General features: G+C 55.4%; 20 protein-coding genes. 12 read left to right on the top strand and 8 right to left on the bottom strand.

Features of this window, described 5'->3' with window-relative positions; all coding sequences use genetic code 11:
* Positions 1 to 16: 16 nt before the first annotated feature.
* From KOSB73_RS26525 to tolC, 3 genes are all read right to left on the bottom strand, one after another.
* Positions 17 to 1,177: a glutathionylspermidine synthase family protein gene (locus KOSB73_RS26525; RefSeq protein WP_098141253.1), complete on the bottom strand. Its 1,161-nt coding sequence runs from the start codon at positions 1,175 to 1,177 to the stop codon at positions 17 to 19.
* Positions 1,178 to 1,182: 5 nt separating this feature from the next.
* A complete protein-coding gene (locus tag KOSB73_RS26520) occupies positions 1,183 to 1,851 on the bottom strand; it encodes a DUF1190 family protein (RefSeq protein ID WP_004135743.1) in 669 nt (222 codons plus the stop codon).
* 169 nt (positions 1,852 to 2,020) lie between these two features.
* Positions 2,021 to 3,469, bottom strand: a complete 1,449-nt coding sequence (gene tolC / locus KOSB73_RS26515; protein WP_024358679.1) for an outer membrane channel protein TolC — start codon at positions 3,467 to 3,469, stop codon at positions 2,021 to 2,023.
* A 195-nt stretch (positions 3,470 to 3,664) separates the two neighbouring features.
* On the opposite strand from tolC, the gene nudF reads away from it, so the two are divergent.
* From nudF to parE, 5 genes are read left to right on the top strand one after another with little or no spacing between them, the layout of a single operon-like run.
* Positions 3,665 to 4,297, top strand: a complete 633-nt coding sequence (gene nudF, locus KOSB73_RS26510) for an ADP-ribose diphosphatase (protein ID WP_098141251.1) — start codon at positions 3,665 to 3,667, stop codon at positions 4,295 to 4,297.
* Positions 4,294 to 4,716 carry a DUF1249 family protein gene (locus KOSB73_RS26505; protein WP_004125296.1) on the top strand — a complete coding sequence of 141 codons (423 nt, stop codon included), beginning with the start codon at positions 4,294 to 4,296 and terminating at the stop codon, positions 4,714 to 4,716. Before nudF ends, KOSB73_RS26505 begins: the two co-directional genes overlap by 4 nt.
* Before the next feature lie 24 nt (positions 4,717 to 4,740).
* The gene (cpdA, locus tag KOSB73_RS26500) at positions 4,741 to 5,568 is read left to right on the top strand and encodes a 3',5'-cyclic-AMP phosphodiesterase (protein ID WP_004135749.1); all 828 of its coding nucleotides are present in this window, start codon (positions 4,741 to 4,743) and stop codon (positions 5,566 to 5,568) included.
* Positions 5,568 to 6,143 (top strand): esterase YqiA, encoded by a 576-nt coding sequence (yqiA, locus tag KOSB73_RS26495; protein WP_024358677.1) that lies wholly within the window; start codon positions 5,568 to 5,570, stop codon positions 6,141 to 6,143. Before cpdA ends, yqiA begins: the two co-directional genes overlap by 1 nt.
* A gap of 30 nt (positions 6,144 to 6,173) precedes the next feature.
* Positions 6,174 to 8,069, top strand: a complete 1,896-nt coding sequence (gene parE / locus KOSB73_RS26490) for a DNA topoisomerase IV subunit B (protein ID WP_024358676.1) — start codon at positions 6,174 to 6,176, stop codon at positions 8,067 to 8,069.
* Positions 8,070 to 8,119: 50 nt separating this feature from the next.
* Here parE and KOSB73_RS26485 read toward each other — a convergent pair whose 3' ends face one another.
* Positions 8,120 to 8,971, bottom strand: coding sequence for a helix-turn-helix transcriptional regulator (locus tag KOSB73_RS26485; RefSeq protein ID WP_024358675.1), 852 nt, complete (start codon positions 8,969 to 8,971; stop codon positions 8,120 to 8,122).
* A 162-nt stretch (positions 8,972 to 9,133) separates the two neighbouring features.
* Between KOSB73_RS26485 and KOSB73_RS26480 the strand changes: the two genes are divergently transcribed.
* The 3 genes from KOSB73_RS26480 to KOSB73_RS26470 all read left to right on the top strand — a co-directional run bounded on the left by KOSB73_RS26480 (position 9,134) and on the right by KOSB73_RS26470 (position 13,505).
* Entirely contained in the window at positions 9,134 to 10,957 is a 1,824-nt protein-coding gene (locus tag KOSB73_RS26480) for a DUF2264 domain-containing protein (RefSeq protein WP_098066875.1), read from the top strand.
* 65 nt (positions 10,958 to 11,022) lie between these two features.
* The gene (locus tag KOSB73_RS26475) at positions 11,023 to 12,291 is read left to right on the top strand and encodes an oligosaccharide MFS transporter (RefSeq protein WP_049132077.1); all 1,269 of its coding nucleotides are present in this window, start codon (positions 11,023 to 11,025) and stop codon (positions 12,289 to 12,291) included.
* A gap of 23 nt (positions 12,292 to 12,314) precedes the next feature.
* Complete coding sequence (locus KOSB73_RS26470) at positions 12,315 to 13,505, top strand: glycoside hydrolase family 88 protein (protein WP_004135758.1); 1,191 nt, start codon at positions 12,315 to 12,317, stop codon at positions 13,503 to 13,505.
* 44 nt (positions 13,506 to 13,549) lie between these two features.
* On the opposite strand, the gene KOSB73_RS26465 is transcribed toward KOSB73_RS26470, so the two are convergent.
* The 4 genes from KOSB73_RS26465 to qseB all read right to left on the bottom strand — a co-directional run bounded on the left by KOSB73_RS26465 (position 13,550) and on the right by qseB (position 16,648).
* Positions 13,550 to 13,864, bottom strand: coding sequence for a putative quinol monooxygenase (locus KOSB73_RS26465; protein ID WP_004135759.1), 315 nt, complete (start codon positions 13,862 to 13,864; stop codon positions 13,550 to 13,552).
* Between the two features lie 90 nt (positions 13,865 to 13,954).
* Positions 13,955 to 14,536 carry an NAD(P)H-dependent oxidoreductase gene (locus tag KOSB73_RS26460; protein WP_004125278.1) on the bottom strand — a complete coding sequence of 194 codons (582 nt, stop codon included), beginning with the start codon at positions 14,534 to 14,536 and terminating at the stop codon, positions 13,955 to 13,957.
* A 106-nt stretch (positions 14,537 to 14,642) separates the two neighbouring features.
* On the bottom strand, positions 14,643 to 15,992 hold the full coding sequence (gene qseC / locus KOSB73_RS26455) for a quorum sensing histidine kinase QseC (RefSeq protein ID WP_049087439.1): 1,350 nt from the start codon (positions 15,990 to 15,992) through the stop codon (positions 14,643 to 14,645).
* Positions 15,989 to 16,648, bottom strand: coding sequence for a quorum sensing response regulator transcription factor QseB (gene qseB, locus KOSB73_RS26450; RefSeq protein ID WP_004135762.1), 660 nt, complete (start codon positions 16,646 to 16,648; stop codon positions 15,989 to 15,991). Before qseB ends, qseC begins: the two co-directional genes overlap by 4 nt.
* Before the next feature lie 151 nt (positions 16,649 to 16,799).
* On the opposite strand from qseB, the gene KOSB73_RS26445 reads away from it, so the two are divergent.
* From KOSB73_RS26445 to ftsP, 4 genes are all read left to right on the top strand, one after another.
* Positions 16,800 to 17,207, top strand: coding sequence for a YgiW/YdeI family stress tolerance OB fold protein (locus KOSB73_RS26445; protein ID WP_004135770.1), 408 nt, complete (start codon positions 16,800 to 16,802; stop codon positions 17,205 to 17,207).
* Positions 17,208 to 17,359: 152 nt separating this feature from the next.
* Positions 17,360 to 19,618, top strand: coding sequence for a DNA topoisomerase IV subunit A (gene parC, locus KOSB73_RS26440; RefSeq protein ID WP_004135773.1), 2,259 nt, complete (start codon positions 17,360 to 17,362; stop codon positions 19,616 to 19,618).
* 191 nt (positions 19,619 to 19,809) lie between these two features.
* Positions 19,810 to 20,547: a 1-acylglycerol-3-phosphate O-acyltransferase gene (gene plsC / locus KOSB73_RS26435; protein WP_004125254.1), complete on the top strand. Its 738-nt coding sequence runs from the start codon at positions 19,810 to 19,812 to the stop codon at positions 20,545 to 20,547.
* An 84-nt stretch (positions 20,548 to 20,631) separates the two neighbouring features.
* Positions 20,632 to 22,044 carry a cell division protein FtsP gene (gene ftsP, locus KOSB73_RS26430; protein ID WP_004125252.1) on the top strand — a complete coding sequence of 471 codons (1,413 nt, stop codon included), beginning with the start codon at positions 20,632 to 20,634 and terminating at the stop codon, positions 22,042 to 22,044.
* Positions 22,045 to 22,056 lie beyond the last annotated feature (12 nt).

The raw sequence follows: 22,056 nt of genomic DNA, 5'->3' as shown, positions 1-22,056 counted from the left end.
CTGCCGGGGTTCAATGTTACTCGACGAAAATATGCGGATAAAAGCGCGACAGGTCCTGCGTGATCAGCGCCCGGTCTTCGCGAATGCCAATCCCCGCAGGCTGATCGTTAATTAGCCAGCTGCCGATGAGCGTGTAGCTATCGCCAAACTTCGGCAAAGGATAGAACTCCTGGACGATGGTGCCTTCTTCGCCGTACGGCCCTTCTACCGCTTCCAGCACCTTACCGTTCTCCACGATAGAGACGTTAGCGCCTTCGCGGGAGAAGATAGGCTTGATAACGTACTTGTCCATCTCCGGATGCGCATCTTCGCTGAAATAAGCGGCCAGCAGGTTCGGATGGTTGGGGAACATCTCCCACAGCAGCGGCAGCAGCGCTTTATTGGAGATAATGCTCTTCCATGCCGGCTCCAGCCAGCGCACGCCGGCATCTTCCAGCTTGGTGGAGAACACCTCGCGCAGCATGTACTCCCACGGATAGAGCTTGAACAGATTACCAATCACCTGGTCCTGCAGGTCGGTAAACTGACCTTTTTCGCCAAGACCGATATCTTCGATGTAAAGGAATTCGGTCGCCACGCCCGCTTCTACGGCGCAGTCCTGCAAGTATTGCACGGTACCGCGGTCTTCAATGGTATCGCGGCAGCAGGCCATATGTAGCAGCTGAAAACCGAACTGCTCGCGCAGTTCGCCGAAGCGATCGATCAGCTTCTCCTGAAGGCTGTTGAACTGATCGCTGCCCGCCGGAAGTTGACCGGCGTTGAGCTGATCTTCCATCCAGATCCACTGGAAGAATGCCGCTTCATACAGAGACGTCGGCGTATCGGCGTTGTTCTCCAGCAGCTTCGGCTCACCCACGCCGTCCCACGCGAGATCGAGACGCGAATACAGCGAAGGCTGATGGGTTTTCCACGACTGGCGCACGAAACCCCATGTATGTTTGGGGATGCGAAATTTGGCCATTAATTCATCGCTGGCGACGACTTTCTCTACCGCCTGCAGACACATCTGATGCAGCTCAGCGGTGACGTCTTCGAGCTTCTCAACCTGCGCCAGCGTCAGCTTATAATAGGCTTCTTCACTCCAGTACGGCTCACCGTACATGGTGTGAAAGTTAAAACCATATTCTGTCGCTTTTTCACGCCAGTCCGGGCGCTCGGTAATGCTGATTCTTTCCATGTCGCTTAGCCGCCCATCGAGCGTGAAGAAGAGGAGCTTGCTGAGCTACGCTGCATAGTTGATTGCTTAGCGACCGAGTCGCCAAACCCGCCGCGCGTCACGGTGCTGGTGGTGGCCGGTTTCGGCGCCATCGCGGTTTTCGGCACGTTCATGGTACGGCCCGGCTGCGCTGCGCCGTAGCTCTTACCGCCTGCGTCGGTATATTTACCATACGCCGGGCTGGCCGGATTTTTTGAGCTGAACAGCGGCTGCTGAGCGCCCATTCCGCCGCCCATCATCCGACCCATCATGTAGCCAGCCATCAGCGGCATCCAGAAGCTGCCGCTGCTTTGCGCCTGGGCCTGGTTTTCCGGAGCCATGCCAGCCTGAGCCGGCGCCTGCTGGCACTGACCTTCACCGAATTCGGCGACGCAATCTTCACGAGAGGCGTATTTCGGCGCGGTACGTTCCGCTTCTTTAAGCGCGTTATTGTAAGCGGTGGTGCACTCTGCGGATTTGCTCGGGTTAGCGGCAGAGCAGTCATCGGCGTTTTGATACAGAGAAACCGTTTCATCGCTTTGTTCACAACCGGCGAGCATAAATACCGCCGTCACGGCAAGCGCGACGGGAGTTAAGTGTCGAGCGCTCCAGCTTTTGCGGAAGGAGGCGTGTTTAATATTTTTTGTCCGTTTCATATTTGTCTTCCTGGACCCAGTGGTATGCGTTTTGTTAACGCTCAGGATAGAGGATGAGTGGTGGAAAATGAAGCGAATAGGGGCGGAAAGCGGGGGATCTTTACGTTGCCTTACGTTTAACGCTTCGCTTACCCGGCGGGTAAGCGAAGCGCGGACTGCGCAAACTTGATTACTGGCGGAACGGATTGCTGCCGCTGGTGCTGCGCGCTGATGCCGGTTTTGCCGCGGCGGTGTTGCTGTAGCCGTCAGCGCTGGCATCCTGCTGCGGGTTCTCCGGCGCGACGCTGTCCGGTGAGGTCGGAATCGCTTTACCCAGCGTATTGTTCAGCGCAACCAGGTCCTGCTCGTTCAGCGTACCGAGCGCAGACTTGATATTCAGCTCGTTAATCAGGTAGTTATAACGGGCGTTGGACAATTGCTGTTTGGCGTTATACAGGGTGGTCGTCGCGTCCAGGACATCGACGATGGTACGCGTACCCACCGAATAACCGGCTTCCATGGCATCCAGAGAGCTCTGGGCAGAGACCACGGCCTGTTTGTAGGCATTAATGCTGCTGATGGACGCGTTCACGTTGTTAAACGAGGAACGAACGGTCTGCACCACGCTACGGTGCGCGCTTTCCAGCTGCTCGCTGGCGCCGACAAAGTTGTACTGCGCCTGTTTAACCTGGGAGTTCACCATCCCGCCCTGATACAGCGGCAGGGAGAAGTTCAGGCCGATTTGGTTCTGCCCGATATCTCTGTCCGGCGTTGTGCTTTTGGAACCGCTGTAGCTGCTATTAGATACGTTACTGGACGCGTTTAAATTCAGGGTCGGCAGATGCCCGTCCTGCGCCTGGCGAATTTGCTCGCGCGCCAGATCCTGGCTCAGGCGAGCCTGCAGCAGCGACAGGTTGCGGTTTTCCGCTTCTTTCAGCAGCGCGTTAACCGCTGACGGCTTAGTCGTTTTAAAACCATCGACGTTCAGCGAGGCCAGCTCCGGATAGTAGTTACCGGTCACCTGGCGCAGCTCTTCAACCGCGTTATCGAGGTCGTTGCGCGCGGTCACTTCATTCGCCAGTACGGCATCGTACTGTGAACGGGCGTTCTGCACGTCGGTGATGGCCACCAGGCCAACGTTAAAGCGCTGGGTGGTCTGATCTAACTGGCGATAAATAGCCTGTTTCTGCGCTTCGGTATAGGAGAGCGTATCGATAGCGGCCAGCACTTTAAAATAGGCGGTCGCAGTGTTCAGGATCAGCGTTTGCTGGTCCGTCTGATAAGTGACGTCCTGAATGCCGGCGTTCTTTTCCTGCAGCGTCAGCGCGCGCCATTTCGACATATCGAACAGAACCTGCGTGAGCTGCAGCGAGCCGCTGGTGACGTCGGAATTCTGGTCTTTAGCATCACGGAAGCCGCTGGTATAGGTATAATCAGCACCCAGACCGAGCTGTGGTAGTAATGGGCTACGCGCTTCGTTGATCTTCTCGAATGCGGCATCACGATCGGCTGCTGACTTACGCAGATCAGGGTTGCTGATACGCGCCTGCTGATAAACCTGCAGCAGGTTTTCTGCCTGGCTCATGGCGCTGAAGCCAGTCAGGCCCAGGCCGATAAGGATGGGAAAGAGTTTCTTCATTTGCATTCCTTGTTGTGAAGCATTTAGCGCTACTCAAATTCTAAAAATAATCACTGATTGTATAGAGTCTGTTACCGTAAAAAGTTGGCGTAATGTGCCATGGGGCGGTAATTTGCACCAATCTAACATACGAACCGTAAAACGGTAGCCACACCGCCTATAAATTCATAACTTCATGTTCTACAGGATATCGAAATGAGCGACGTCAATCAGCAGGGGATTACCTTCTCTAAAAACGATGTAGAAATTATTGCACGCGAAACGCTTTATCGCGGTTTTTTTTCGCTCGATTTATATCGTTTTCGCCATCGCCTGTTTAACGGCGGCATGAGTGATGAAGTGACGCGTGAAATTTTTGAGCGCGGGCACGCCGCAGTCTTGCTACCCTTTGACCCGGTGCGCGATGAAGTTGTGCTCGTCGAACAGATCCGTATTGCGGCGTACGATACCAGCGCGAGCCCGTGGCTGCTTGAAATGGTCGCCGGTATGATAGAAGAAGGCGAATCTTCTGAAGATGTCGCCCGTCGTGAAGCGGTGGAAGAAGCCGGGCTTAATGTTGGCCGGATTAAACCGGTCCTGAGCTACCTGGCCAGCCCCGGCGGCACCAGCGAAAGATTGTCTATTATGGTGGGGGAAGTCGATGCCACGACGGCAAAAGGGATTCATGGATTGGCCGACGAAAATGAGGATATTCGTGTCCACGTGGTGAGCCGGGAACAGGCTTACAGATGGGTGGAAGAGGGGAAAATCGACAACGCAGCCTCTGTCATCGCGCTGCAATGGCTGCAACTGCATTATCACAATTTACGCAACGAGTGGACAAAATGAAGCGTTATACGCCTGACTTTCCTGAAATGATGCGCCTGTGTGAAACCAACTTTGCCCAGCTGCGCCGCCTGTTGCCGCGAACGGATGCAGCGGGAGAAAAGGTGAGTTACCAGGTGGGCAACGCGCAATACCGATTAACCATCGTCGAATCGACCCGCTACACTACGTTAGTGGCGATTGAGCAGACGGCTCCGTCGGTGAGCTACTGGAGTCTGCCGTCAATGACGGTACGGCTCTATCACGATGCAATGGTCGCTGAAGTGTGTTCAAGCCAGCAGATCTTTCGCTTCAAAGCGCGGTATGATTATCCTAATAAAAAGTTGCATCAACGCGACGAAAAGCATCAAATTAATCAGTTTTTGGCCGATTGGCTGCGATACTGTTTAGCACATGGAGCGATGGCGATTCCGGTTTGTTAGCGTCGTGAAACCTAAGGACACCATTTGGAAAGCCTGTTAAACCTACCTTTGGCTGGTGAGGCCAGAGTCAGGATATTACAAATTACCGATACTCACCTGTTTGCTGAAAAACACGAAACGCTGTTAGGTATCAATACCTGGGAAAGCTATCAGGCCGTACTGGATGCTATCCACGCCTCACAGCGAGAATGCGACCTGATTGTTGCTACAGGCGATCTGGCGCAAGATCACTCTGCCGCGGCCTATCAGCATTTTGCTGAGGGCATCGCGAGTTTTGCTGCACCTTGCGTCTGGCTGCCGGGTAATCATGATTTTCAACCGGCGATGTATAGCACGCTGCAGGAATCAGGCATCTCCCCCGCTAAACGCGTATTGCTGGGCGACCATTGGCAAATATTGCTCATGGATAGCCAGGTGTTCGGCGTGCCGCACGGCGAGCTGAGCGATTTCCAGCTTGAATGGCTTGAGCAGAAGCTGGCGGAAGTCCCGGAGCGGTATACGCTGCTGCTGTTGCACCACCATCCTATGCCGTCAGGCTGCAGCTGGCTGGATCAGCATAGCCTGCGCAATGCCGGGGCGCTTGATTGCGCGCTGGCCGCGTTTCCTCGCGTTAAGCATCTGCTGTGCGGCCATATTCATCAGGAACTGGATCTTGACTGGAACGGTCGGCGCATGATGGCCACGCCATCCACCTGCGTGCAGTTTAAGCCGCACTGCGCTAACTTCACGCTGGATACCGTCTCTCCGGGCTGGCGCTGGCTGGATCTGCATCCTGATGGCACGTTGACCACTGAAGTTTGCCGCCTTGAAGGCGTGAAATTTCACCCGGATATCGCTTCAGAAGGATACTGATGTCTACGCTTCTCTATCTGCATGGTTTTAACAGCTCGCCGCGCTCGGCAAAAGCGACTGCGCTGAAAGAGTGGCTGGCGCGGACCTATCCTGACATCTCAATGGTGATACCGGAGCTCCCGGTTTACCCCGCGCAAGCGGCGGAATATCTGGAGGCCATCGTGCTGGAGCACGGCGGCGAACCGCTAGGCGTTGTCGGTTCCTCGCTGGGGGGATATTACGCGACCTGGCTATCGCAGTGCTTTATGCTGCCGGCGGTGGTCGTGAACCCTGCGGTGCGCCCGTTTGAGCTATTGAACAATTTCCTTGGCCCCAATGAGAATCCATACACGGGGCAGCAATATGTGCTAGAGTCTCGCCATATTTACGATCTCAAAGTCATGCAAATTGACCCGCTGGAAGCGCCGGATTTAATCTGGTTATTGCAGCAAACGGGCGATGAAGTGCTTGATTACCGCCAGGCCGTTGATTATTTCGCCTCCTGCCGACAGACGGTAGAGGAGGGCGGTAATCACGCATTTGTTGGCTTTGAAGATCATTTCACTCAGATTATCGATTTTCTGGGCCTGCGCTGAGCGGTTCGGAACGACCTACGAATACACACCATGACGCAATCTTCATATAACGCTGATGCCATTGAGGTACTCACCGGGCTAGAGCCGGTTCGCCGCCGTCCGGGAATGTACACTGATACCACACGTCCAAATCATCTTGGTCAGGAAGTTATTGATAACAGCGTGGATGAGGCCCTGGCCGGTCACGCGAAACGCGTGGAGGTCATTCTCCATGCCGACCAGTCGCTGGAAGTTATCGATGATGGCCGCGGAATGCCGGTGGATATCCATCCTGAAGAAGGGGTTCCGGCAGTTGAACTGATTCTTTGCCGCCTGCACGCGGGGGGGAAATTCTCCAATAAGAACTACCAGTTCTCCGGCGGCCTGCACGGCGTAGGGATTTCAGTGGTCAACGCCCTATCGAAACGCGTTGAAGTGAACGTGCGCCGCGACGGTCAGATCTACAGCATCGCCTTTGAAAATGGCGATAAAGTAGAAGATCTCCATGTGACCGGCACCTGCGGTAAGCGCAATACCGGTACCAGCGTGCACTTCTGGCCGGATGAAAGCTTTTTTGACAGCCCGCGTTTTTCCGTCTCACGCCTCTCGCATTTGTTAAAAGCCAAGGCCGTTCTTTGCCCGGGCGTAGAGATTGTTTTCCGCGATCTGGTCAACGACAGTGAACAACGCTGGTGCTACGCCGATGGACTGACCGACTATCTTAGCGAAGCGGTTAACGGCCTGCCTCTGCTGCCGGAAAAACCGTTCGTCGGCACCTTCTCTGGCGATACCGAAGCGGTCGACTGGGCGTTGCTGTGGCTGCCGGAAGGCGGCGAGCTGCTGACCGAAAGCTACGTCAACCTGATCCCTACCATGCAGGGCGGCACCCACGTTAACGGTCTGCGTCAGGGTTTACTGGACGCTATGCGCGAGTTCTGCGAATACCGGAACATCCTGCCGCGCGGCGTGAAGCTATCGGCGGAAGATATCTGGGAGCGCTGCGCTTACGTGCTTTCCGTGAAGATGCAGGATCCGCAGTTTGCCGGGCAAACCAAAGAGCGCCTCTCTTCACGTCAGTGCGCCGCGTTTGTTTCCGGCGTCGTTAAGGACGCGTTCAGCCTGTGGCTAAACCAGAACGTCCAGTCGGCGGAGCTGCTGGCGGAAATGGCGATTTCCAGCGCCCAGCGTCGTCTGCGCGCGGCGAAAAAAGTGGTGCGTAAAAAGCTCACTAGCGGTCCTGCCCTTCCCGGCAAGCTGGCAGATTGCACCGCTCAGGATTTGAATCGGACCGAACTGTTTCTTGTGGAAGGAGATTCCGCCGGCGGCTCTGCCAAGCAGGCGCGCGACCGCGAATACCAGGCGATCATGCCGCTGAAAGGTAAAATCCTTAACACCTGGGAAGTCTCTTCCGATGAAGTGCTCGCTTCCCAGGAAGTGCATGATATTTCCGTCGCGATTGGTATCGATCCGGATAGCGATGACCTGAGCCAGCTGCGTTACGGCAAGATTTGTATTCTGGCTGACGCCGACTCCGATGGTCTGCACATCGCGACGCTGCTGTGCGCGCTGTTCGTCAGGCACTTCCGCACTTTGGTTAAACACGGCCACGTTTACGTGGCGCTGCCGCCTTTGTACCGTATCGACCTCGGCAAAGAGGTTTACTACGCGCTGACGGAAGAAGAAAAAGCGGGCGTGCTCGAGCAGCTCAAGCGTAAGAAAGGCAAACCGAACGTACAGCGCTTTAAAGGGCTGGGCGAGATGAACCCGTTGCAGCTGCGTGAAACTACCCTGGATCCGAATACCCGCCGTCTGGTACAGCTGATTATCAACGATGAAGATGAACAGCAGACAACCGCTATGATGGATATGCTGTTAGCGAAGAAGCGCTCTGAAGATCGGCGTAACTGGCTGCAGGAGAAGGGCGATCTGGCGGATATCGAAGGGTAACGCAGGCGAATGCCGGACGGCGGCTCGCGTGCCCCGTCCGGGATACAGTTTTAAATTTTATGTCTTTTCCGGTACTGCAGCGGCGTTTCGCCAATGCCCTTGCCGAACGCGCTGATAAAATAGGTGACATCTGAAAACCCGACCATTCGGGCGATCTCGCGCACGCTCTGCTGGCTATGCAATAGCGCCTCGCACGCTTTTCTTAGGCGTATCGTATTGAGATAATTGACAATACTTTCGCCCGTTTCCTGATGAAAGCGGCGCGAAATATAGCTCTTCGATTTACCCAACTCTTCCGCCAGCCTGCTCAGGCTAAATTTTCGCATGTAATTCTCGTCAAGCCAGAACATCACCTGGCTTGCGGTACCATCGGTTATTCCCGACATGCTGGGATGATCTTCGCTCAGCATGCTGAGTAAAGAGAGCAGCAGACAGGAAACCTGCTCGCTATTTAGCGGCGAGTCTCCGGCCAGCTTTTCATAGCGGCTGAATAAAAAATCGATGTGGGGGTGAATATCGGCGATGTCCACTACCCAGGATTGGCCCGCTCGCTGGGTCAGATTATGGAGCCGCTGGCGGGAGTAGGGGAAATCACGTAATCCTTTCAGCAGGGCATACTGGTCGAGATGAATGATGGTTCGCCGGTAACGATCCTGCGCCTGCTCATCCACGATGATTTTATGCAGCGTAAAGGGAGGGAAGAAAAACATCCTCCCCGGGCGCATGGTGTATTGCTTATGATCGACAATCACCACGCCGAACCCCTCCTCTACGTACAGTACTTCAAGACACTGATGCCAGTGATGATAGCGGACCGTATTGGCGAATAACCGGCTAAACGACGCCGTTGCGTCATTGAGGGTTATCAGTTCCAGACGTTCTTCATTTAAGGTCTGCGCCATAGTGCAATAAATTTAAACTTTTGCAGGGATTATTCGTTTTATAAACTACCTTTTTAAATTTTATCAATTGCTGTTTTATTTTTATCCTGCCGGTGTGACTGAGGTAACATTTCTCATCCCCGGCGATTCACTATGCTTTGCCCATTAAATCAGGGGGGAGCTATGTGGTCGGCAACGAAAGAAAAATCAAATCCATTGTCATCGCGTGACGACGTTATTCGCGCTGTTACAACGATGCTGAGCGCGCTCGACGCCCAATTTCCGGCCGGTCAGGCGCAGTTCACGCTCGGCGATACCTGCGCGCATTATGATACGAATATTGCCGGTATGGAGGGGTTATCCAGAGCGCTATGGGGGCTATTTCCGCTGTGGGCGGGCGGTGAAGAGACGCCTTTTGCTGAGAAATATATCCAGGCGATTAAGCTAGGTACCGATCCCGATAGCCCACAGTATTGGGGCGATACGGGGCCATACGATCAGCGGCTGGTGGAGATGGCGGCCTACGGTCTGGGCCTGGCGTTACTGCAGACGCGCCTGACGGATGTATTCAGCGAAAAGGAACTGGCGAATTTCCACCGCTGGCTGAATCAAATCACCGATGCGCAGATGCCCGACAGCAACTGGAACTATTTCGCTATTATCGTTCAGCTTGGGTTTAAGCGCGCGGGATTAGCCTTCGATCAGGCCGCCATCGATCGCCGGTTTGCGATGATGGAAGCCTACTATTTGGGCGAAGGATGGTACTCCGATGGGCCGGGGCGGCCAAAAGATTACTACATCTCTATGGCTTTTCATTTTTACGGCCTACTGTACGCCACCCTGAGTCCGGATGATGCAGAGCGGGCCGCCACGTTACGCGAACGCTCCCGTTTGTTTGCCCGGGATTTTATCTATATGTCGGCGGCGGATGGTTCATCCGTACCCTTTGGGCGCAGTCTGACCTATCGTTTCGCCATGATTGCCTTCTGGAGCGCGGTGGCGTTTTCCGGGGTGGACGAATTTTCTCCTGGCGTGGTGAAAGGACTGATCCTACGCCATTTACGCTGGTGGCAGCAGCAGCCGATTTTCGATCGCGACGGTATTCTGACGCTGGGTTTTGCCTATCCCAATCTGGCGATGTGCGAGGACTATAATTCGCCCGGGTCCCCTTACTGGGCGCTGAAGGTTTTCCTGATTCTGGCGTTACCGGCAGATCATGATTTTTGGCTAGCGGAAGAGTTACCGCTGCCGCCGCTGGCTAAGGTGCGCGTGATACCCCAAGCGGCGCAAATTTTGCAGCACGATCGCCATTCTCGCCATGTAACGATGCTGACGTCGGGCCAGCTGGAGTTAAATAATTACGTCAATACCGAAGCCAAATATACCCGGTTTGCCTACTCCAGCCGCTTTGGTTTTACCCTTGAGCGGGGGCGGTATGGCCTTAAGCATGCCGCCTGCGACTCGATGCTCCTGCTATCTGACAACGATAATTACTGGCGCGGACGGCGCGAATGCGAGGAAGTGACGGTAGCGGAGAACGCGATTTTCTGCCGCTGGTCGCCGTGGTCAGACGTACATATCCGCACCTGGCTTATCCCCTGCGGCGACTGGCACGTTCGGGTACACCACATTGCCAGCGCTCGACGGCTACAGTCCGTGGAGGGGGGCTTTGCGGTACTGAAGGCGGAGCCCTGCCTGGAGGCCGGCAGCAGCCTGATTCTGGCCAGCAATGGGAGCAGCATGATAGCCAATCTTGCTCCCGGCATCGCCAGGCAGGGCGAGGCCGTTATCACGCCGCCCAATAGCAGTATTATGTTTGCGCCCTGCGCGGCCATTCCCACTTTATCCACCGAGCTGGCTCCTGGCGAACATTGGTTGGCCTGTGCGGTTATCGCCAGCGCTGAGATAAATAAAGTTTTTGCCGATATGCCGTTACTCATTCGACAAGATCGCCGCTTTATTATTATGGATAGCCAAAAAGAAACCCAGCAAACTATTTATTTTTAAACGCGGTCGGGCTAACGCCCGGCAACTCATTATTCGATTTTTTACATGCTTTCGCTGAGGATAGTATGGAAAGTACCTATACGAATAACAAAGTTGAGTATTACAAAATAAGCGCCTTCATTTTTCTGTATTTTTTCACCTGGTCTGCCAGTATTGGCCTGCTCGCCATATGGTTAGGGCAAAAAGCGAATCTAAGCGGCGCGGTTATTGGCACCGTCTTTGCCGTAAATGGCGTATTTTCAGTTGTTCTTAAACCCATTTATGGCTATATACTTGATAAAATAGGGATGAGTAAATATCTGCTCTATTTTGTGGTGCTGATGTCGGCATTAATGGCGCCTTTTTTTATTTATGTTTATCAGCCGCTACTGTTAACCAAGACGATGCTGGGTATTATTGTCGGTGCGATCTATTTAAGCTTCGCCTGGTATGCGGGCGTCGCGGCCTGTGAATCCTATACCGACCGTTACAGCCGTCTGAACAATATGGAGTTTGGGCAAATTCGCATGTGGGGATCGCTCGGATGGGCGGTAGCGTCTTCTTTCTCTGGCCTGCTGTTTAACCTCTCGCCAGCGTATAACTTTATCCTGGGAAGCGTCACGTCGATAGTGATGCTGGCCGTTTTATTAAGCCTGAAAGTCAACGAAAATGCGGAGAACGCCGCGCAGGTGCTGGTCAAAGATAAAATTTCTCCGGCGGATGTTTATACCCTTCTGCGTAACCGTAAATTCTGGGCATTCTGCCTGTACGTGGCCGGGGTGGCGTGGATGATGTTTATCGCGGAGCAGCAGTTTTCGCGCTATTTTGTCACGTTCTTTGCCGATGTCCATAAAGGCAACGCCATTTTTGGTTATCTGGGAACGGTACAGTCCGGGATGGAATTTATTATGTATATGGTCATTCCATTCTTTGTTAACTACATTGGCGCAAAACGTGGATTATTAATTGTTGGCCTGCTGGTAGGCGCCAGGTTGGTGATTTCTGGCCTGTGTGATTCCCATCTGTTGATTTCGCTATTAAAACCATTGTATGGCCTGGAAATATGCCTGCTGTTGGTTTCAGTATTTAAGTATATCGCCGAGCACTTTGACAAACGCGTTAATGCAACGATGTATTTGTTAGGTTATCAGGCGATGTTATATGTTGGTAATGTGGTCGTCTCGTCACCTGCCGGGTTTATGTACGATCGTATCGGGTTTGAGAAAACGTATATTATTATGGGCATGATTGCGCTGGTTTTTACCGTGATATCGGCATTTACCTTATCGTCATGCCAGAGTAAACGGCGCAGCTCTGCCACCCTCAATGTTTCAGAAAATAACGCATCAAAATAAGCTAAGCGATAAGGAACCGAAATATGTTAAATAATATCGTAGAGGAACCATTGCGCGATTTCCCCGGCGAGCCGATCTCAATGGATTGCTTCCGGGAAGAAATGAAGCGGGCGCGTGAAGATGTCCTTGAACTGATTGGCCGTCATTTAACGGAATTCGGTGAACAATTTCCCGCTGAGACCTGCGTCGAAGGTTATTATCCGTTGACTGAAAACGTCGAGTGGACGACCAGTTTTTGGACCGGACAGCTATGGCTGGCGTGGGAGATGAGCGGTGAAGATAAGTTTCGCCAGATGGCGGAGAAAAACGTGCGGACTTTCGGTCTGCGTATTGCAGGGCGTCACGACACCAATACGCATGATTTGGGCTTTCTCTACACGCTTTCCTGCGTGGCGGCCTGGCGTTTAACCGGTAATCGCGACGCGCGCGGGTTCTCCCTGATGGCGGCGGAGGCTCTGTTGGAGCGCTTTCACGCGAAGGCGCAGATTATTCAGGCCTGGGGCGATCTCAACGATCCCGCCCAGGCCGGGCGGATGATTATTGACTGCACGATGAATCTGCCGCTGCTTTATTGGGCAAGCGAGCAAACGGGCGACCCGCGCTTCAGGGATGCGGCTCTGGCGCACGTCAGGCAATCGGCGGCTTTTCTGGTACGTGAAGATGCTTCGACCTGGCACACCTATTATATGGATGTTGTCAGCGGGAAGCCGCGCTATGGGAATACTCAGCAGGGTTATGCCGATGATTCCTGCTGGTCCCGCGGCCAGGCGTGGGGAATTTATGGTTTTCTGCTCAGCTATATCTATACCGGCGACAGGGCGCTGGTCGGCCTGGCAAAAAAACTGGCCAACTATTTCCTCAACCGCCTGCCAGAGGACTATGTCTGTCATTGGGATCTGGCGCTGATAAACACCGATGCGCTGCGAGACTCTTCTTCGGCTGCTATCGCCGTATGCGGTCTGCTGGAGTTGGTTAAGCAGTTGCCAACGACCGACCCGGATCGCGAACGCTATCAACAGTGGGCGATGGCGATAATGGCCTCGCTGACGAAGGGCTATCTGATGGCAAAAAGTGACAAGGGTAATGGTTTACTCAAGCACTCGGTCTACCATCTGGCGAGTAATAAAGGCGTCGATGAGTGCTGTAGCTGGGGGGACTATTTTTACGTTGAAGCGCTGATGCGCATGACGCAGAGCTGGAAACTGTACTGGTAACGCTATTGCCCGGTAGCGTGCGCTTACCGGGCGGCCAGCGTTGCTTAAATGCCCGCTTCCAGAATACGAATGCTCATCTCCAGCACGTCGCCTTTCACGGCTTCGCTGTAGGCTTTCATGTGCGGGGTCTGCAGGTGCGCTTCAAGATGCGCGACGCTTTCCCACTGCTCGACCATCACAATTGAGTCCGGCGAGGTGGTCTGAAAACTGACGCCAGCGGCGTGATCCACCAGCGGCGCATAGCCGTGGCAGCCCTCTTCCTGGAGAACGGTCGGGGTAATTTTTGCGAACTGATCCAGCACCGCCTGGCGGTGGTGTTGGCCCGGACGAGTGCGAATTTCAGCGATCACTGTCAACATGGTTAACTCAACTCCTTCTGTCTATTCTCATCATACTTCAAGCCGCCGCTCGGTTAGCCGCGCTTGTCGTCTTTTCATAACTCATTACAGTTAACCAAAAATTTCAGCCAGATGCTTGCGATATTCTGCCGTATAACGCGGAACATCGGGCATTTTGATCACATCGTTGGCGATGAAGGTCGGCAGGGCGCTCATCCCGAGGAACTGGTTGGCCTTATGGAACGGCAGGTAAACGCCATCGACGCCAACGCCGTGGAAGAACTGATCTTTCTCGGTGAAGGCTTCCATCGGCGCGTTCCAGGTCAGGGACAGCATATATTTTTTGCCCTGAATCAGGCCGCCGGAGCCATATTTCTTACTGGCATCGGAGCGGGTGCGGCCATCGCTGGCATACAGCGCGCCGTGACCTTCGGTAAAGACGTCATCGATGTACTTTTTCACCGTCCACGGCGCGCCCATCCACCAGCCCGGCATTTGCCAGATAACGGAATCGGCCCACAGGAAGTTTTGCACTTCGGTTTTCACGTCGTAGTCGCTATCGGCGCGGACCACTTTAACATCATGCCCGAGGTCGCGCAGATAGGTTTCCGCGACTTCAGTCAGGGTGTCGTTCAGCTGGCCGTTAGAGTGGCCGAACTTTTTTGCGCCATTAATAATCAGGATGTTGCTCATTTTTTATCCTCAACTTTTCAATTTTGTGGTTAATTTTACCCCGTCGGGCAGAGCGGTAAAATGAGCAAAATGTGCAAAGTCTTTTGCTTTTATAGCAATAATGCCGCTACCAGCGAATGCGCGCCTCGAATCCGCCGTCCCGGGCGTTGCCGAAACTTGCTGTCATCCCGTGCAGCGCGGCGATACGTTTGACGATGGAGAGCCCGAGGCCGCTGCCGGGCTGCTCCTGGCCAGGAGGACGATAAAAGCGCTCGCCGACGCGCGTCAGGGCCTCGGCGCTGATGCCCGGGCCGTTGTCGCGTACGCGGAATTCACCGGCATCCAGGGTGATGTCGACCTGGCTTCCGGCGGGGCTGTAGCGCACGGCATTATCTAAAAGATTGCGCACCAGCAGGCTTAGCAGCAGCGGCTGCCCGGTGCGCATGATGCTCTTTGCGTTCAGGTGCAGGCGCAGCTCAACTCCGGCCAGCTGCGCCGGGTGGTACATCTCCATGACCGCCGACTGGAGCAGTTCATCAAGAGCGATCGTTTGAACATCATCCAGCTGCGCCAGCGAATCCAGGCGCGATAGAGTCAGTAGCTGGTCGACCAGGCGGGTTGCGCGATCGATACCCTGATGGAGCTGCTCCAGCGCTTTATCCAGCCCTTGCGGATCGTCCAGCGAGAGCTGGGCCACTTCGGTCTGCACCTTCAGCGCCGCCAGCGGGCTGCGCAGTTCGTGGGCGGCATCGGAGGTGAAGCGACGCTCGCGGATCATGGTGTCGTGCGTCCGGGTAAAGAGCTGATTTAGCGCGTCGACCAGCGGACGGACCTCATTAGGCACGTTGTCGCTATTTAGCGTTTCGGCGGAATCCGGCGCCCGGGTGCGCAGCGTGGTGGCCAGCTTTTTCAGCGGCGCCAGTTCCCGGCTTAACAGCACGATGAGCAGTAAAAACATCAGCGGCAGCGCCACCAGCCAGGGCGTAAGCTGTGAGGTGACGATATCCAGCGCCATCTCGCGGCGGTAATCCCACTCCTGGCCGACGACGATACGATGGCGCCCGTCGCGGGTGGTGAGCCACAGAAAGCGCCACTCGTCATCGTCGCCGCGCAGATAGCCGTCGCTGAACCCCTCCCGGTCGTTACCCCACAGGATATCCTGGCCATTTTCGCCATCGTTAAGCACCATTTTGCCGTCGGTGGTAAAGATAGCGAAAGCCAGCGCATCGTCGTCGAGATGGCCGTGCTTGACCTTTTTCTTCGTCCGCACCTGCGGCGCGAGAGTATGCAGCTCGTCGAAATTCATCGCGCTTAGGCGGCGGGCGAAAAGCAGCTGCTGCGTATCGAACAGCTTATCCAGCTTGTCGGTGGTCTGTTGCCAGGCCACAAAGCTGGCCATGCCCCAGGCGGCGCTGGTCAGCAGCAAAAAAAGCAGCGTCAGGCGGACCCGCAGGCTCAGTTTTCCCAGCCGCTTCATGCGTCCCCCAGGGTATAGCCGATGCCGTGTACGGTACGAATGAAAGCGCTGCCGAGCTTACGGCGCAGATGATGGACGTGCACTTCTATGGCGTTGCTGGAGACGTCGTCATCCCAGCTATAGAGCTTTTCTTCAATAAGCTTACGCGGCAGCACGCGTCCGGCATTGCGCATCAGCAGCTCCAGCAGAGCAAACTCCTTTGGCTTGAGCGCCAGGCTCTCGCCGTTCAGGGTGGTTGTGAGTCGGCCTGGATCGAGGACCACATTGCCGTGCCGCAGTTCGCTGCTGCTTTGGCCGTGGGCGCGGCGCATCAGCGCTTCCAGGCGCGCGGCAACTTCAACCAGCGCGAAAGGTTTGCAAAGATAGTCATCGGCGCCGAGCCGAAGCCCTTCGACACGCTGGCTGAGCGCGTCGCGGGCGGTCAGGATCAGTACCGGTTCGTGGCGGCCTTTGTCGCGCCATTCGCGCAGAATATCCAGCCCATCGATACCGGGGAGCGTCAGGTCCAGGACAATGGCGTCGTACGGGGCGTTGTACAGCGCGGCTTTGCCTTCCTCGCCGCGGGTAAACCAGTCGACGCTGAAGCCCAGTTTGGCCAGTCCGGTTTTGAGGCCGTCACCGATCAGTTTGTCGTCTTCCACCAGTAAAATGCGCATTCTCCTGCTCCTGTGTCCCTCGGCTATTCCAGCAGTAAAGCGCGTCGCGGCGCGCGCTGTACAGGAAAAAAAATTATTTTTTCCGCTTAAGAAGTTGTTAAGTTTTGCCCGGTGTAATAGTGACGATATAAACACAAAGGGAGAACACATCATGAAGAAAATCGCCGCAATGACCGCTATCATCGCCTTAGTTTCCATGCCGGTACTGGCCGCTGAGCAGGGCGGATTTTCCGGACCTGGATCCGCGCCAACCAGCCAGACGACCACGCAAAACGGCGGGTTCATTGGCCCGAACGGGAGCGTAACAACGGTCGCCAATGCGAAAACCCTGCGTGACGATACCTGGGTGACCCTGCGCGGTAAAATCGTGGAGCGTATTTCCGACGACCTGTATAAATTCCAGGACAGCTCCGGCATCGTGAACGTCGATATCGATCATAAGCGCTGGAACGGCGTGACCGTAACCCCGCAGGACACGGTAGAGATTCAGGGTGAAGTCGATAAAGACTGGAACTCTGTGGAAATCGACGTAAAGCAGATTCGTAAAATCGCGCAATAATATTTGGCCCCGATCTCATGTCGGGGCATAACCCGTGAATCAGGGATCCTCAACCGGCCTAACGCCCTGTGACTCAGGGCGTTAGATAGGGTATTATCGCCGGTAGTTTTGCCGTCCGAACGGCCGGTACGCAGATTGAGGATTCACGATTAATGAGCGATATGGCAGAGCGCCTCGCGCTGCATGAATTTACGGAAAACGCCTACCTTAACTACTCCATGTACGTCATCATGGACAGGGCGCTGCCGTTTATTGGCGATGGCCTGAAGCCGGTCCAGCGTCGCATCGTCTATGCGATGTCTGAACTGGGTCTGAACGCCAGCGCTAAATTCAAAAAGTCCGCCCGCACCGTCGGCGACGTTCTGGGTAAATACCATCCGCACGGCGATAGCGCGTGTTATGAAGCCATGGTGCTGATGGCGCAACCCTTCTCTTACCGCTATCCGCTGGTCGACGGTCAGGGGAACTGGGGGGCGCCGGACGATCCTAAATCCTTCGCCGCGATGCGTTATACCGAATCCCGTTTGTCGAAGTATGCTGAACTGCTGCTGAGCGAACTGGGGCAGGGCACCGTTGACTGGGTACCGAACTTTGACGGCACCCTGCAGGAGCCGAAAATGCTGCCTGCGCGCCTGCCCAATATTCTGCTCAACGGCACTACCGGCATCGCCGTCGGCATGGCGACGGATATTCCGCCGCACAACCTGCGTGAAGTCGCTCAGGCGGCCATTACCCTGATTGAAAAACCGCAAACGTCGCTCGACGATCTGCTGGATATCGTACAGGGGCCGGATTATCCGACCGAAGCGGAAATCATTACCCCCCGCGCCGAGATCCGTAAAATCTACCAGAATGGCCGCGGTTCGGTGCGTATGCGCGCGGTGTGGACGAAAGAAGACGGCGCGGTGGTGATCAGCGCCCTGCCGCATCAGGTTTCCGGCGCCCGCGTGCTGGAGCAGATCGCCGCCCAGATGCGCAATAAAAAGCTGCCGATGGTGGATGACCTGCGCGACGAATCGGATCACGAAAACCCGACTCGCCTGGTGATTGTCCCGCGTTCTAACCGCGTGGATATGGAGCAGGTGATGAACCACCTGTTCGCGACGACCGATCTGGAAAAGAGCTACCGTATCAACCTGAATATGATCGGTCTCGATAACCGTCCGGCGGTAAAAAACCTGCTGGAAATCCTCTCGGAATGGCTGACTTTCCGTCGCGATACCGTACGCCGTCGTCTCAGCTACCGTCTGGAAAAAGTCCTCAAGCGCCTGCATATCCTGGAAGGTTTGCTGGTGGCGTTTCTGAATATCGATGAAGTTATCGAAATTATCCGCCACGAAGATGAGCCGAAACCGGCCCTGATGTCGCGCTTCGGCATCAGCGAAACCCAGGCGGAAGCGATTCTGGAGTTAAAACTGCGCCATCTCGCCCGACTGGAAGAGATGAAGATCCGCGGTGAACAAAGCGAGCTGGAAAAAGAACGCGACCATCTGCAGGCCATTCTGGCTTCAGAACGCAAGATGAATAACCTGCTGAAGAAAGAGCTGCAGGCCGACGCTGACGCCTACGGCGACGATCGCCGTTCGCCGCTGCGCGAGCGTGAAGAAGCGAAAGCGATGAGCGAGCACGATATGCTGCCGTCCGAGCCGGTCACTATCGTTCTGTCGCAGAGCGGCTGGGTTCGTAGCGCCAAAGGTCATGATATCGACGCGCCGGGGCTGAACTATAAAGCGGGCGACAGTTTTAAAGCCGCAGTGAAAGGGAAGAGCAATCAGCCGGTGGTCTTCATTGACACCACCGGGCGCAGCTACGCGATTGACCCGATCACCCTGCCGTCCGCACGCGGGCAGGGCGAGCCGCTCACCGGTAAGCTGACGCTGCCGCCGGGGGCGACGGTGGAACATATGCTGATGGAGGCCGATGATCAAAAACTGCTGCTGGCTTCCGACGCAGGCTACGGGTTTATTTGTACTTTCAACGATCTGGTTGCGCGCAATCGCGCCGGTAAGACGTTGATTAGCCTTCCGGATAACGCCCACGTGATGCCGCCGCTGGTGATTGAGGACGAGTCCGATATGCTGCTGGCCATTACCGCCGCCGGCCGCATGCTGATGTTCCCGGTCAGCGACCTGCCGCAGCTGTCGAAAGGCAAAGGCAACAAGATTATCAACATCCCGTCGGCGGAAGCGGCTGCGGGCCAGGATGGCCTGGCGCATCTGTTTGTCCTGCCGCCGCAAAGTACGCTGACGATTCACGTCGGCAAACGGAAAATCAAACTCCGTCCGGAAGAGCTGCAAAAAGTCACCGGCGAGCGCGGCCGCCGCGGCTCTCTGATGCGCGGACTGCAGAAGATCGACCGGGTGGAGATTGATTCACCGCGTCGCGCCTCCGCGGGCGATAGCGAAGAGTAGGATGACCCTCCCTCGCAGTTCGGCGGGGGAGGTTAATATTTACCGCAAAATCGTTGTTTATTCAGGCATTGCGATTAACAATATCCGCCAGCATCGTTCGGGTGCTTAACGCGCTTTGCAATGATGCCCGATGCCTGCAATCTGCGAAACAGCGAGTATAATTCTAAGCGGTTTGGGTTTTAGAGGTAGCTATGCTATTTATTTTTCGACTAATTATCGTTGTCATCTATTGTATTCTGGTCTGCATCTTCGGCTGTATTTATTGTCTGTTCAGTCCGCGTAATCCTAAGCACGTCGCCACCTTCGGTCACCTGTTTGGCAAACTGTCGCCGGTTTTCGGCCTGAAAGTCGAGCTGCGCAAGCCGGCCGATGCGGAAAGCTACGGCAACGCCATCTATATCGCTAACCACCAGAATAACTATGATATGGTGACGGCATCAAATATCGTGCAGCCGCCGACCGTTACCGTGGGTAAAAAGAGCCTGGCGTGGATCCCATTTTTCGGCCAGCTCTACTGGCTCACGGGGAACCTGCTGATTGACCGCAATAACCGGGCAAAAGCGCACGGCACTATTGCCGAAGTCGTGAACGCGTTTAAAAAGCGCAATATCTCTTTTTGGATGTTTCCGGAAGGGACCCGCAGTCGCGGTCGCGGTCTGCTGCCTTTTAAAACCGGCGCTTTTCATGCGGCTGTCGCTGCTGGCGTGCCCATTATTCCGGTGTGCGTGTCTAATACATCGAATAAAATTAATCTCAATCGCCTGAATAACGGTCTGGTGATTGTAGAAATGCTGCCGCCGGTAGACACCAGCCAGTATGGAAAAGAGGGCGTTCGCGCGCTGGCGACACACTGTCGCGAGCTGATGTCCGCTAAAATCGCTGAGCTGGATAAAGAAGTTGCCGAACGCGAAGCGGCCGCAAAGAAATAACACAGGAAACGCCGCGAACCGCGCGCGTATTGCTGGCGGGAAACGAATTCCCTTGTTAATTAGTCAGTATTTCATGGAGTAAATATGTCACTCAGTCGGCGTCAGTTCATTAAGGCTTCAGGCGTAGCGCTGTGCGCAGGCGCCGCGCCGCTGAAGGCACAGGCCGCTGGTCAGCAGCCTGCGCTGCCGATCCCTCCTCTGCTGGAGTCCCGCCGCGGGCAGCCGCTATTTTTGACGCTACAGCGAGCGCACTGGTCGTTTACGCCCGGAACCCGCGCATCGGTGTGGGGGATTAACGGCCGCTATATGGGGCCAACTATTCGTGTCTGGAACGGCGACGATGTGAAGCTGATTTACAGCAACCGCCTGACGGAAAACGTCGCGATGACCATCCGCGGTCTGCAGGTCCCCGGTCCGCTGATTGGCGGCGCCGCGCGCATGATGTCCGCCAACGCCGACTGGGCTCCGGTACTACCAATCCGCCAAAGCGCGGCGACGCTGTGGTATCAGGCCAACACGCCAAACCATATGGCAAAACAGGTCTATAACGGCCTGGCCGGGATGTGGCTGGTGGAAGATGATGTCAGTAAAAATCTGCCGATCCCCAATCACTACGGCGTGGATGATTTCCCGGTGATTATTCAGGACAAGCGTCTGGATAACTTCGGTACGCCTGAGTATAGCGAGCCCGGTAGCGGAGGGTTCGTTGGCGATACGCTGCTGGTGAACGGCGTTCAGGGGCCTTTCGTGGAAGTGTCGCGCGGCTGGGTGCGCCTGCGCCTGCTGAATGCGTCCAACTCCCGTCGCTATCAACTGCAGATGAGCGATGGTCGATTGCTGCACGTGATTTCCGGCGATCAGGGGCTGCTGCCGGCGCCGGTTTCGCTGAAGCAGCTGTCGCTGGCGCCGGGCGAGCGTCGTGAAATTCTGGTCGATATGACCAACGGCGATGAAGTGTCGATCACCTGCGGGGAAGCGGCCAGCATCGTCGATCGTATTCGCGGCTTTTTCGAACCGTCGAGCATCCTGATTTCCACGCTGATTCTGACGCTGCGCCCGACGGGCCTGCTGCCGCTGGTGACCGATAGCCTGCCCGTGCGTTTGCTGCCGACGGAAATTCTGGCCGGCGCGGCGATTCGCAGCCGCGATATCACGCTTGGCGACGATCCGGGTATTAACGGTCAGCTGTGGGATCCGCAGCGTATCGATATTACGGCGCAGCAGGGAACCTGGGAGCGCTGGACGGTGCGCGCCGACCGGCCGCAGTCGTTCCATATTGAAGGCGTCATGTTCCAGGTGCGTAACGTCAACGGCTCCGCGCCGTTCCCGGAAGATCGCGGCTGGAAGGATACCGTCTGGATCGATGGCCAGGTTGAGCTGCTGGTCTATTACAATCAGCCCTCCTGGCCGCACTTCCCGTTCCAGTACTTAAGTCAGACGCTGGAGCTTGCCGACCGGGGCTCTATTGGCCAGATTCTGGTGAATCCGGCGCCGTAATGTGTTCTGTCC

Origin of the sequence: Klebsiella grimontii, assembly GCF_900200035.1 — a bacterium.
Classification (GTDB): domain Bacteria; phylum Pseudomonadota; class Gammaproteobacteria; order Enterobacterales; family Enterobacteriaceae; genus Klebsiella; species Klebsiella grimontii.
This window is presented reverse-complemented; position numbering and strand designations above follow the sequence as displayed.